The organism is Streptomyces chartreusis NRRL 3882 (assembly GCF_900236475.1).
GTDB classification, from domain to species: Bacteria; Actinomycetota; Actinomycetes; order Streptomycetales; family Streptomycetaceae; genus Streptomyces; species Streptomyces chartreusis_D.
The window spans coordinates 5,954,115-5,966,350 of sequence record NZ_LT963352.1; the positions used below are offsets into that span (position 1 = coordinate 5,954,115).

The 12,236-nt window shown below is 72.2% G+C and carries 8 protein-coding genes; 7 read left to right on the forward strand and 1 reads right to left on the reverse strand.

The features are described 5' to 3' along the window. Positions 1-20 precede the first annotated feature (20 nt). The 7 genes from SCNRRL3882_RS26960 (at position 21) to SCNRRL3882_RS26990 (ending at position 10,562) form a co-directional block, all read left to right on the forward strand. Complete coding sequence (locus SCNRRL3882_RS26960; protein WP_231911177.1) at positions 21-1,211, forward strand: DUF6508 domain-containing protein; 1,191 nt, start codon at positions 21-23, stop codon at positions 1,209-1,211. Positions 1,212-1,295: 84 nt separating this feature from the next. Next, positions 1,296-1,751, forward strand: coding sequence for an HD domain-containing protein (locus SCNRRL3882_RS26965; RefSeq protein ID WP_010041864.1), 456 nt, complete (start codon positions 1,296-1,298; stop codon positions 1,749-1,751). Positions 1,752-1,781: 30 nt separating this feature from the next. Beyond that, positions 1,782-2,093 carry a hypothetical protein gene (locus SCNRRL3882_RS26970; RefSeq protein WP_010041870.1) on the forward strand — a complete coding sequence of 104 codons (312 nt, stop codon included), beginning with the start codon at positions 1,782-1,784 and terminating at the stop codon, positions 2,091-2,093. A gap of 94 nt (positions 2,094-2,187) precedes the next feature. Continuing rightward, positions 2,188-3,525 (forward strand): type VII secretion integral membrane protein EccD, encoded by a 1,338-nt coding sequence (eccD, locus tag SCNRRL3882_RS26975; protein ID WP_010041874.1) that lies wholly within the window; start codon positions 2,188-2,190, stop codon positions 3,523-3,525. Between the two features lie 55 nt (positions 3,526-3,580). Beyond that, complete coding sequence (locus tag SCNRRL3882_RS40565) at positions 3,581-5,110, forward strand: MinD/ParA family ATP-binding protein (RefSeq protein WP_231911178.1); 1,530 nt, start codon at positions 3,581-3,583, stop codon at positions 5,108-5,110. A gap of 51 nt (positions 5,111-5,161) precedes the next feature. Next, the gene (locus SCNRRL3882_RS26985; RefSeq protein WP_010041879.1) at positions 5,162-9,136 is read left to right on the forward strand and encodes a type VII secretion protein EccC; all 3,975 of its coding nucleotides are present in this window, start codon (positions 5,162-5,164) and stop codon (positions 9,134-9,136) included. A 4-nt stretch (positions 9,137-9,140) separates the two neighbouring features. Continuing rightward, positions 9,141-10,562, forward strand: a complete 1,422-nt coding sequence (locus SCNRRL3882_RS26990) for a DUF6177 family protein (protein WP_010041881.1) — start codon at positions 9,141-9,143, stop codon at positions 10,560-10,562. Positions 10,563-10,768: 206 nt separating this feature from the next. Here SCNRRL3882_RS26990 and SCNRRL3882_RS26995 read toward each other — a convergent pair whose 3' ends face one another. Continuing rightward, positions 10,769-11,878 carry an acyltransferase family protein gene (locus SCNRRL3882_RS26995; protein WP_010041883.1) on the reverse strand — a complete coding sequence of 370 codons (1,110 nt, stop codon included), beginning with the start codon at positions 11,876-11,878 and terminating at the stop codon, positions 10,769-10,771. Positions 11,879-12,236: the final 358 nt, after the last annotated feature.

Consider the following 12,236-nt stretch of genomic DNA (forward strand, 5'->3'; position numbering starts at 1 on the left):
ACAGCAGCATGAACAACACCGTGCATTACATCACCGTCACCGCCCCCGACAGCGAGGTGATCGGATACGCCTGGGCAGAGGCCGGCGCTGACGACGTCGAGTGGGTCGACCGCAGGGCGAGCAGCGTCAGCGCCTACAAGGCGAGCATGGAGTGGTACAAACGGATCCGTGAGGCCCGGAAACGTGGCCTCACCCCCCTCGGCGTGCTGAACCTGCTCAGTCACGAACCCGGCGTCGGCCCCGTCACCAAGGCCGCCGACGCCGCCGTCGTCGAGGAACTCGCCCGCGTCGTCACCCCGGCCGACGACCAGCGTCTCCTCGACCAGCTCGATCGTGATGACCCCGAGGCGTGGCGGGAGCTCGGCGACGCCTTCGACGCGCTCACGGACGAGGACCGGGACGTGCAGTGGGGCGGTGGGCAGAAGTCGCCGAGCGGTGCCATCCACGTGCCGTTCCCCATGTACAGCCAGGGGGTGCACCGGGCCGTCGACGCCCTCCTCGGCGTCGGTGCCGTCACGCCCGAGCACCGGTGGATGGACAACCCCGTGCCCACGCCCTCGCCTGAGGGCACGCTGCGGCCCGCCGACGCCGTGCGGGCCGCCACCGCAGTGGTGCGCGGGGAGAAGTTCTGCGACGGGACCATCGACAACGCCCTGAAGAGCGGCCTGCTTGACGCCGTCGTGGCATCACTACGCGCCTGGTACGCCGACCCTGCCGCCGTGCAGCCCCGTCCCCCTGCCCCGGCCGACGCCCGACCCGACAGCGGCCAGGCCCACCGCCTCCCTCAGCAGGACCTTCCGGAACCCCCGGATCCGTCCTCCCCCATGTGCAGGTTCTGCGGAGGTTCTCCCGCCGCGGACGTCGCGTTCCGCGCGCACCGGGGCCTCGTCGTCCTCATGGGATTCCGGAAGACGGACGGTCCGATGTGCATGACCTGCGGACTGGCCGTGTACCGAGCGCTGACCACCCACACACTCGCCTGGGGCTGGTGGAGCCCCCTCTCCCTCTTCGTCTTCGCGCCGCTCACGCTGGTCCGCAACGCCCTGGCCGTGCGCAAGGTGAAGCGACTCCCCGCCCCGGGCCCGGGCACGCTCGGCCCCCGCTACGACCCCGGCGTACCCGTGCGGCGACGGCCCCGCGCGTACATCGCGCTCGTCCCGGTGCTGTGGGTGCTCTTCATGATCGTGACAGGGCTGTCCGGAGGAGTGTGAAGACGCCCGCAGAGTGCCCACACCCCGGTTGTACGGGTGGCGCCTTCGTGTCCTATGTTGCGGGAGCGAAGCTAGGGGGATCGCATGCCGCAGGAGATGAGTCTCGCCGAGGTCGAGGCCGTCGCTCGCACCGCGCACGCCGGACAGACGGACAAGGCCGGGCGGCCGTACGCCGAGCATCTGTCGGCCGTAGCCGAAGGCGTGCGCGCCCGCGGCGGGAACGACGAACTCGTGGCCGCCGCCTGGCTGCACGACGCACTGGAGGACGGCGTCCTCAGCGAGGAGTGGCTCGACGCGGCCGCCCTCACGCAGCACACCAAGGACGTCGTACGGGCCATGACCAAGCGGCCGGACGAGGAGCCGGAGGCGTACGCCCACCGGATCCTGGCCACCCCGGGCGCTCGGCTGGTCAAGGCGGCCGACCTGGCGCACAACGCCGACCCCCACCGCCTCGCCGCACTCGACGAGCACACCGCCCGGCGGCTCACGCAGAAGTACGCCGCCATGCGGAAGCACCTCGGTCTGGCCCCGGGCGACTGACCACGCATCAACAAGGCACAGGACGACTGAATGGCACGGGACTACGACAGCCAGCTGCTGGAGTCGGTGGCGGTGCGCCGGCGCCGGATGCGCGACGCGCTGCTGTTCGGCACGCAGCGTGCGCGGCGGACGGCGGACGAGCGGTTCGGCAAGGTGTTCGCGGGGATCGCGATCGCCGCCGTACTGTGCGCCGGCTGCATCGGCTGGTCCTTCCTCCAGGCCACGCTGGCGAAGCAGAAGGCGGAGGAGAAGAAGCAGCAACAGCAGCAGGAGCAGCTGTACGACCCGGCGCCCAGCACCTCCTCGAGCGGTGCCGGCGGCAAGGGTGCGGAGAAACAGTGAACGGGGCGTGCGCGGACGGCGCGAGCGGATCGCAGCGCGGCCGTGGCCGAAAAAACGCGATGATAGGTTCCGGTGAGTGGTGAGCGCAGCAACGATGTCTCGGACCCAGCTGAGCCGGGTCACCCTGATCGGCGAGCGACGACGAGCCGACCTGGTCCTGCCGTCGGACACTCCGATCGGCCAATTGCTTCCGGACATCCTCCAGTTGCTGGACGACCGGGCCGCCACCCGGCCGACCACCCGGCAGCTGATCACGTCCGACGGATCGGCGCTGCCCCATGACGCGACGCTGGCGTCGGCCGAGGTGCCCGACGGCGCCGTGCTCCGCCTCGTCCGGGCGCACGCCGCACCGCCGGCGCCGGTCGTGCACGACGTCACCGACCAGGTCGCGGACGACCTCGACCTGAGGACCTGGCGCTGGCGCCCGGCCGCCCGCCGCATCAGCGCCGGCGTGGCCACCGTGGTGTTCGCCGTGGCCGCGGCCGTCCTGGCCCGGCAGGAGTTTTCCCTGGAGTCCGTCACCACGGGGCTCGCGGTCGTCACCGCCCTGTTCCTGATCGCCGGCGCGGCCATCGCCCGGATCGGCCAGGGCAACCAGGGCCTGGCCACCGCGCTGCTGCTCGCCGCCGGCGGGCTCGGCCTGCTCACCGCCTGGACCGCAGCCGACGCCCACGACTGGGGCGGGACGGCCCGGCTGGCCGGTATCGCCGCCGCACTCGTGGTCACCCTCGTGCTGCTGGCCTACTGCTCGCCGCTCGGCAAGGGCGGCCTGATCGGGGCCGGGGCGATCGTCGTGGTCGCCCTGGTGTGGGAGGCCGTCGCCCTCCTCCAGGACCGGGCGGACCGGATCGGCGCCGTGATGGCCGTGTTCTCCATCATCCTGCTCGGGCTGCTGCCCCGGTTCGCGCTGATGGCCTCGGGACTCACCGCCCTGGACGACAAGCGCTCCACGGGGACGTCCGTGAGCCGGCACCAGGTCGCCAACGCCCTCGCCGCCACCCACCGCGGGCTCGCCCTCGCCACCATCGTCACCGCGTCGTCCGCCGCCCTCGGCGGCTGGATGCTGACCACCGCGAAGGAGCCGACCGTCTGGACGGTGGGCCTCGCCTCGCTCGTGGCCGTCGTCCTGCTGTCCCGGGCACGGGCCTTCCCCCTGGTCGCCGAGGTCGTGGCGCTGTTCGCGGCGGCCGCGCTGCTCGTCGTGCGCCTCGCGGTGCTGTGGCTGGACCACGCCGGGGGAGCCGGCGCGCTGGTACTTCTGGGGGCCGCGGCACTGCTGCCGCTGCTGGTCCTGGGCATCGAGCCGCCCGACCACATCCGGGTGCGGCTGCGCAGGTTCGCCGACCTGATCGAGTCCCTCGGCGTGATCGGGCTCTTCCCGCTCGCCATCGGGGCGTTCGGCATCTACGGGCAGCTGCTCAACAAGTTCTGAGGCTTCGAAGACCAGACGCCCACCCTGTCGCTCCCGCGGAACGACACGGCGGGACGTGGCAGGAGAGAAGGGCGACATGCCGAGCGGGGACAACTGGCAGAACGACGTGCTGCGCGATCTGAGGGGCGGCCCGCCCCAGCAGCCGCAGCAGACGTCCCAGCAGCGGAACCAGCAGCAGCCGGCGGCTCAGCAGTCAGCCGCCCAGCAGGCGTTCCCGCAGCAGGGACAGGGACACGGGCAGGGGCAGGGGCCGGCACCAGCCTACGGCTACCCGCAGCAGTACCAGCAGCCCACGCCCGCCGAGCAGCAGCAGACCTATCCCGCGCAGGGACAGCAGCCGTACCCCGACCCGGCCTACGCCCAGCAGGCCTACGCCGAGCAGCAGGCCTACGCCGAGCAGCAGGCTTACGCCGAGCAGCAGGCTTACGCCCGGCAGCAGGCCTACGCCGAGCAGCAACAGCACGCGCAACAGCAGGGGTACACCGAACAGCAGCAGCACCAGCACGCCCAGCAGCACGCCTACGCCCAGCAGCACGCCTACGCCGAGCAGCAGGCCTACGCCGAGCGGCACGCAGCCGAGCAGCAGCCCGCCCAGCGGGAACAGCCCCAGCCGCAGCAGTACGCGCAGCCGGCCCCCGCGCCCCGCGCCCGCGCCTCCCGTTCCACCCCCGACAGCCGCCCGGTCCTGGACCAGAAGCTCGCCGGGGCGGGCACCGGGCCCCGGCGCGGCGAGCCGTTCGCCGCGCGCGCCCTGAGGGCCGTACGCCGTACCGTCTCCTCCTCCGCGGCCCGCGAGGTGGCGGAGACCACCGCGACCGCCGAGATCCTTCAGCAGCCGGTCACCACCGGCCGCCAGATAGCGGTGACCTCGATCCGCGGCGGCTCGGGCAAGACCACGGTCGCCGCGCTGCTGACCGCCACCTACGCCCACTACCGCCAGGACCCGGTCCTGGCCGTCGAGGCCGACCCGGCGCTCGGCTCGCTGCCGCTGCGGCTCGGCGCGGAGAGCCTGCGCTGGACCACCGGCGATCTCGCCGACGTCGTCGAACCGCAGATGACGCTCCTCGACATCACCGGCTACCTCGTCCAACTGCCCGAGAACGCCTGGCTGCTGCCCGGCAGCCAGGGACAGGTCGGGGCCATGCTCGACACCAAGGGCTACGAGCGGATCATGGTGGCGATGCGCCGCTACTTCGGCGTGACCGTCGCCGACTGCGAGACGCTGCCCGCCGAGGTCGCCCGCACCGCCCTGTCCGCCGCCCAGGCCCGGATCCTCACGGTCCCCGCGACGCTGGAGGGCATCGCCAGCACGCACGCGGTCCTGGAGTGGATGCGCGCCCTGCCCCGGGACATCACCACCTCCACCGTCGTCGTGCTCACCGAGACCGTGCCGCACACCGGCATCGACCTGGAGAAGGCGGCCGAGCAGCTGAAGGCGACGGGGGCGAGCGTGCGGGTCCTGCCCTACGACCGGCATCTGGCGGCCGGCGGCACGATCCGCACCGAGCTGCTCGCGCGGGACACCAGGGAGGCCGCCACCCGCCTGGCGGCGGAGGCCTTCCAGCTCTCCCACAAGCGCCGCTGACCCCTCCCGCACACGAAGGGAACCCAGGACCGACAGGACAGGTCAACCACGATGAGCACCCGACTGATCCACCGGCCGGCCCGGACCACCAGGCCCCCGGCCGCCCCCGAACCGCGCACCATCGAGGCCCCGCCCAACCTGCCCGACGGCAAGACGGGCTCGATCGCGACCTCGCTGCTGCCCGTCGCGGGCGTGATGTCCTCCGTCGTGATGATGACGGTCGTGCGCAACAGCCAGTTCGCGGGGCTGGGCGCGATCATCCTCCTCGTCACCGTCATCGGCTCGCTCGTCATGCTCTTCACCCAGCGCGGCAAGGCCCAGCGCACCCGCCGCACCCAGCGCGAGGCCTACCTCTCCTACCTGGAGGACCTGCGCGAGGAGCTGTCGAAGGAGGAGCGGGAGCGGCGCGAGAGCACCCAGGTGCTCAACCCGGCGCCGGACGCGCTGTACGACATCGTGCGCGACCCCGCCCGGTTGTGGGAGCGGCGCCGGCTCGACGCCGACTTCCTGCGGGTCCGCGTCGGCACCGGCGAGATGCCGGTGCGCGACCTGAAGGTGGCCCCGCCGGGATCCTCCGTGCTCACCCCTCCCGACGAGTTCATGCTGAACGAGGCCTCCGCCCTGGTCGCGCGCTTCGCCAACGGCACCGAACTCCCGCTCACCGTCCCGCTCGACCGCGTCGGCAACATCACCGTCATCGGCCGGCGCGAGGACACCCTCCGCGTCGCCCGCGCGCTGATCGCGCAGGCCGCCGCCACCCACGCCCCCGACGACGTGGCCATGGCGCTGGCCGTGCCCGGCGACCGCATCGCCGACTGGGAGTGGGCCAAGTGGCTGCCGCACCTGCTCGACCCCGAGCAGTTCGACGGCCCCGTCGCCGCCCGCCGCATCGCGCCCTCCCTGCCCCAGCTGGCCCGGCAGATGGGCGCCGAACTGCGCCGCCGCGCCTCCTACGCCGCCGAGGTCCGCCGCGGCCTGTCCGGCAAGGACGCCCTCGCCATGACCTCCCGGCTGCTGGTCCTCGCCGACGCGCACGGCGCCGACGCGGTGGACCTGCCGCGCCCCGACGACGCCGTGGGCCTGCGGGACATGAGCGTCACCGTGCTGCACCTGCTCGACCAGCGCGTGCAGGAGCCCGGCAGCGTGGGCGTGCGCATCACCGTCGACGGTGAGCGCGTCGCCATCGAGGACCTGCGTGAGAAGACGCCGATCAGCGCCCACGGCACCGTCGACGAGATCGGCGTCCCCTTCGCCGAGGGCCTCGCCCGGATGCTCGCCCCGCTGCGGCTGTCCGCGGAGTCGATGGCCGACGCCCCGCTCACCGGCCCGGTCGACTTCGCCCAGCTGCTCGGCATCGACGACGTGGCCGAACTCGACCTCCACCGGCTGTGGGCGCCGCGCGGCGAACGCGCCTTCCTGCGCGTGCCGATCGGCGTCAGTGACGCCAAGGAGCCCGTTCTCCTGGACCTGAAGGAGTCCTCCGAGCTGGGCATGGGCCCGCACGGCCTGTGTGTCGGCGCCACCGGCTCCGGCAAGTCGGAGCTGCTGCGCACCCTCGTCCTCGCCCTCGTCGCCACGCACCCGCCGGAGGACCTGGCCATGGTCCTCGTCGACTACAAGGGCGGCGCCACCTTCGCCCCGTTCGCGCACCTGCCGCACGTCGCCGGTGTCATCACCAACCTGGAGAACCAGGCGGGCCTGGTCGAGCGCGTCCACGCCTCCCTCGCCGGCGAGGTCAAGCGCCGCCAGCAGGTGCTCAAGGACGCGGGCAACGTCGCCGACATCGGCCACTACGCCGCGCTGCGCGCCGAGAAGCGCCCCGACCTGGAGCCGCTGCCGCACCTGTTCGTCGTCATCGACGAGTTCGGCGAACTCCTCACCGCCAAGCCGGACTTCATCGACTTGTTCCTGTCCATCGGCCGGATCGGCCGGTCCATCGGCGTGCACCTGCTGCTGTCCAGCCAGCGCATCGAGGCCGGCAAGCTCAAGGGTCTGGAGACCTACCTGTCGTACCGGCTCGGTCTGCGGACCTTCTCCCCGGACGAGTCCCGTACGGTCCTGGACACCACGGACGCCTTCCACCTGCCCCCGCTGCCCGGCTTCGGCTACCTCAAGGTCGACACCAGCCACTACGAGCGGTTCAAGGCCAGTTACGTCTCCGGCGCCTACCGCGGCCCCGTCCAGCACGAGGAGGAGGACACCGGGCCGCTCGCCCTGGAGTACCAGGCCTACAACACCCTCGGCCAGGGCGACTCCGACGCGCCCGAGGAGCCGCAGATGCGGCGCCGGGAGACGGGCCCCACCGAGATGGGTGTGATGATCGACCAGCTGGAGCGGTCCGGTGCCCGCGCGGTGCGCCAGATCTGGCTGCCCCCGCTGCCCGCCGCGGTCCCGCTCGACAAGGTCGCCGGCCCGGTGCAGGTCGGTCCGCGCGGCATGCAGCTCGCGGGGCGCCGCGGCCCGCTGCAGGTGCCGCTGGGCACGATCGACGACCCGACCAGGCAGTGGCAGGGCCAGTGGTACCTGGACCTGACGCTCGCCGGCGGCCACGCCGCGATCATCGGCGGCCCCCAGTCCGGCAAGACCACCCTGTTGCGCACTCTCGCCCTGTCGCTGGCACTGACCCACACCCCGCAGGAAGTGGGCGTCTACGGCCTCGACCTGGTCGGCGGCGGCCTGCAGGCCCTGTCGGGGCTGCCGCACGTCGGCGGCATCGCAGGCCGGGCCGACCGGGAGCGCGCGGCCCGCACCATTGACTCGGTGCGCGCCATGCTCGACCAGCGCGAGGAACTGTTCCGGGTGCACGGCATCGACTCGCTGGAGCAGCTGCGCACCCTGCGTGCCGCGGGCCGGGTGCCCGAGCTGGCCAGCACCGAGATCGTGCTGCTCATCGACGGCTTCGGCGCGCTCCGCGACGACTTCGAGGACCTCGACGAACCGGTCGTGGACATCCTCAAGCGGGGCAGCGGCTACGGCATCCACGTCGTCGCCGGCATGCTGCGCTGGAACGACGTGCGCATCGCCACCCAGTCCCAGTTCGGCACCCGCGTCGAACTGCGCCTGAACGACCCGAGTGAGTCCAGCATCGACCGCAAGCTCGGCGAGACCCTCTCGCCCGAGGAGAAGGGCCGCGTCCTCACCGACCGCAAGCTCTTCGCCCAGGTCGCCCTGCCCCGCACCGACGGCCTCGCCGACACCGCCGACCTCGGCGCGGTCCTGGAGACCACCGCCCGGCAGATCCGCGCCACCTGGACCGGCGAGGTCGCCCAGCCGGTACGCGTGCTGCCGCACGTGCTGGAGGCGCACCAGCTGCCCGGCCCGGCGGCCGAACCGCGCCGCGTCCCGGTCGGCCTGGACCAGACGCAGCTGGCCCCCGTCCCGCTCGACCTGTTCCACCACGACCAGCACCTGCTGATCATGGGCGACAGCGAGTGCGGCAAGACCAACCTGCTCAAGGTGATCGCCCGCGGCCTGATCGAGCGCTACGGCGACAAGGAGCTCGTCTTCGGCGTCTTCGACCCGCGCCGGGGCCTGCGCGGCGTCATCCCGGAGGAGTACCGGGGCGGCTACGCCTACAACACCAAGCTGTGCGCCGGCCTCGCCGCCGGCATCGCCTCCGAACTGGAGAAGCGGCTGCCCGACGAGAGTGCCGACGGCGCGGACCTGGAGCCGGGCTCCTTCTCCGGACCGCGGATCGTGATCCTCGTCGACGACTACGACGTCCTCACCACGGCGGGTCAGCAGCCGCTCGCGCCCTTCGTGCCGTACATCCCCTCGGCCGTCGACATCGGGCTGCACTTCGTTCTCACCCGCCGCGTCGCGGGCGCCTCCCGGGGCCTGTACGAGCCGCTGCTGCAGAGCCTGCGCGAGTCCGGCGCCTCGGCACTGGTGATGTCGGGCGACCGCAGCGAGGGGCAGCTCTTCCCCGGCGTGTACGCCGGTCCGCAGCCGCCCGGCCGGGGTGTGCTGGTCCGCAGGGGCGAACCGAGCCGGCTCATCCAGACCGTCTACGAGGGGACGAGGTAAACGCGTGACGAAGGATGTCATCGCCCTCACGAAGAAGATGCCCGACCCGCTGAGCGTGCTCGCCGGCCTGCTCTCCGGCGGGCCGGACCTGCTGGCGGGCACCGAGGGCGAAGGAGCCGTGGTGCAGCTCTGCGACCAGCAGGGCCGCCCGCTCGTCTCCGTCGAAGCGCCGCTGCTCGTACAGGTCAGGGGAGAGGCCGAGCGGCTGCTCGGCGCCCAGGAGCCGGAGGTGCCGTACTGGTGGACCGAAGCCCGGGCCACCACCGGCGTCCAGGAGGCGGAGGAACTCGCCGGGACGTTCGCCGCCCGCATCGCCACGCTGGTCGGCGGGACGGCCTGGCCGCCGCAGGCCGCCTGGTCGATGGCCGTGGTCAAGACGGACGGGATGACGGTGGCGCCGGCGCCGGCCGCCGCCCAGCCGGCCGTGGACGTGCTCACCGACAAGGTCGCCGTCGTCATCCAGGACCGTCCCGTGGTCGCGATGACGGCCTGGCTGTCGGACGCCTTCCGCGCTGCCGGGAACGCGGGTCTGGGACTCCAGATCGTCACCCCCGCGGGGACCCGCCTCTCCCCGGCGGTGCGGGGCAGCCTGCCGGGCTGGCCGTCCCGCTGGGTGGTGCAGGACGACCGGGACGGCTACTACGACGGTCTGTCCGGCGCGGTCCTCCAGTGGAGCAACGGCATGTTCGTGACGGTCGAGTCACCGCAGGCGACCCCGGAGGACCCGCGCACGCCCGTCGCCGCCTCCTTCCAGGAGGGCATCCAGGACACGGGCGAACGCCAGCTGGCGATCTCCTTCCGCACCGTCCACCCGGCCGACGACCGGCTCGTCCTCGGCGGTGCCGTGGAAGCCGTCTGGCGGGACGTCACCGGTGAGCCACCGGCGGGCTGGGGCACCGAGGAGCCGGCCAACCTCCCGTGGTCACTGCGGCAGTTGACCGACGTCGCCCACGAGCGGGCGCCCGAGCCGACCTGGCTGGTGGTCGTCGGCACGCCGGAGCGGCCGGGCCTGGCGACGGTGCGCATCACCCGGACGAAGGGCGGCGTGGAGGAGGACGTGACGCTGGCCTTCGGGTACGGACCGGGGGAGCGGATCCCGACGGACGCCGTGGCCGCCGCCGCGGAGAGCCTCGCCACCCGGCACGACCTCCAGTCGATGCTCGTCCAGATCCGCCGGGCCCGCCGCGACCTGTCCGTCCCGGCCCGCTTCGAAGGCCCCGGCGTGCCCTTCGCGTTCGTGCTGGGCGCCGAGGAGGTCCGTCAGATGCCGGGCGACCGGGCCCGGCGCACACCGCTGCCCGAGGCGCCGCGGGAACTGGGCCCGAAGACCCGTCCGGCCCTGTACTACCCGTTCCGGGGCGACCCGTCGGACCTGTCCGGCTGGCAGGACTTCGAGCGCCTGATGCGACACCTGAAGGGCACCTAGGGTCTGTCGTTTGGATCACGTCGCAGACGCGGGGTCTGGCACGCGCATCTGCCGCGTTGTCGTCGCTCACCGGCGCTGAGTGGCACTGTCACTTCCCTGCGACCTGATCCAAACGACAGGCCCTAGTCCCCGGCCGGGACACCGAGACAGCGCAAGGGCCCGTACTCGCGATGAGTACGGGCCCTTGGGCGTGCGTTCACGGGCGGTCAGCCCACGGTTGCCTTCTCGCGCTCGCGCCGCTCGGCGCTCTGGCGCTCACGGGCCACCTCGGCCGCGTCCCGCTTGAAGGCCCACTCCATCTTCGGCTCCATCGCGAACCGGAAGACCCGCCGCACCGGCTTGGTGCACAGCGCCGTCACGACGGCCGCCGCGGCGACGGTCACGGCGATCTCACCGAGCGGCTGGTGCATCCACGTCGGCTCGAACCAGCCCTGGTAGTCGCCGGCCTTCACCAGGAAGCCGTGCAGCAGGTAGCCGTAGAGCGTGCCGGCGCCGAGCGCGGTGAACCACATGTGGCGGCGCGGCACCCAGGCGAAGAAGCAGGCGGTCAGCACCAGGGAGCAGCCGAACATCGCGAGCACCATGACCGGGCCGGTCCACCACGGCGCGCCCAGCTCCTGCGCGGCGTCCCGGTGGTAGAACCACGCGGTGTTCATGCGCGGCACGGCCCACCAGCTGAAGACAAGCGCGGCGGCGAACACGGGCACCGAGGCGATCCGCACGGAGCGGCGGCGCACCATGTGGAAGTGCTCGGGCTTCATCACCAGGCCCAGCACGAAGAACGGCAGGAACTGGAGCACCCGCTGGAGGTCGAGGTCGTCACCGATCTCCGGGCTGACGGTCGCCAGCATCGCGAGGCCGAGCGCGAGCGGCAGCGGCCAGCGCGCCATCTTCCAGATGGGGGTGGTGAGCCGCCAGATGAACAGCGCGCACAGGAACCAGGTCAGGTACCAGGGGTCGAGGAGGCTGATCTCCTGGTGCGGGTCGTTGTCGATGAACCGCTTGAAGAGCGGGTAGGCCGTCTCGAAGACGATGTACGGCACGGCCACGCCGGTGATGAGGCGCTTGAGCCGGTCGGGCCGCATGTCGAAACTGCGCGAGAAGTAGCCGGAGATGATGATGAACGCCGGCATGTGGAACGCGTAGACGACCTGGTACGCGGCCTCGAGTACCCGGCTGTCGCCCTTGAGCGGTTCCCAGGCGTGGCCCATGGCCACCAGCACGATCGCGAGGTACTTGGCGTTGTCGAAGAACGCGTCGCGCTGCTTGCCGTTCTGCTTCTTCTGGGGGCTCTGCGGCGAGCGCGGGCTCGGCACTCCGTCGGCAGAGGACTGTGCCGGGGGAAGTGGCGCCCTGCGGTCGCCGTTCGGTCGCAGCGAGTTCGTCACAGACCCTCCCACCAGGAGCTCGGGGAGACGATCCGGGACCTCGCTGCGCTTGCGGGGGACGAGGCAGCGTGGAACATCTGAGGCACCCTAGCGTTCCCAGCGGCTATTCGTAAAACGCCGGATGTGAATCCCGGCTATTCACTGTGGGTACCCCGGATTTCAGGTAGTTGACGTCCTTGTCGGAGTGATGGCCAACACATCACCGGACGGCGGACTGTGTTCATCACACCCACCCTGCTTGTCGTGATACTTCCGGACTAAGCGGTGCATAAGACCAGCAGGCGAC

Coding starts and splice junctions, on each gene's coding strand:
- SCNRRL3882_RS26965 (WP_010041864.1), top strand. CDS start 1,296: ATGCCGCAGGAGATGAGTCTCGCCGAGGTCGAGGCCGTCGCTCGCACC.
- eccD (WP_010041874.1), top strand. CDS start 2,188: ATGTCTCGGACCCAGCTGAGCCGGGTCACCCTGATCGGCGAGCGACGA.
- SCNRRL3882_RS26970 (WP_010041870.1), top strand. CDS start 1,782: ATGGCACGGGACTACGACAGCCAGCTGCTGGAGTCGGTGGCGGTGCGC.
- SCNRRL3882_RS26985 (WP_010041879.1), top strand. CDS start 5,162: ATGAGCACCCGACTGATCCACCGGCCGGCCCGGACCACCAGGCCCCCG.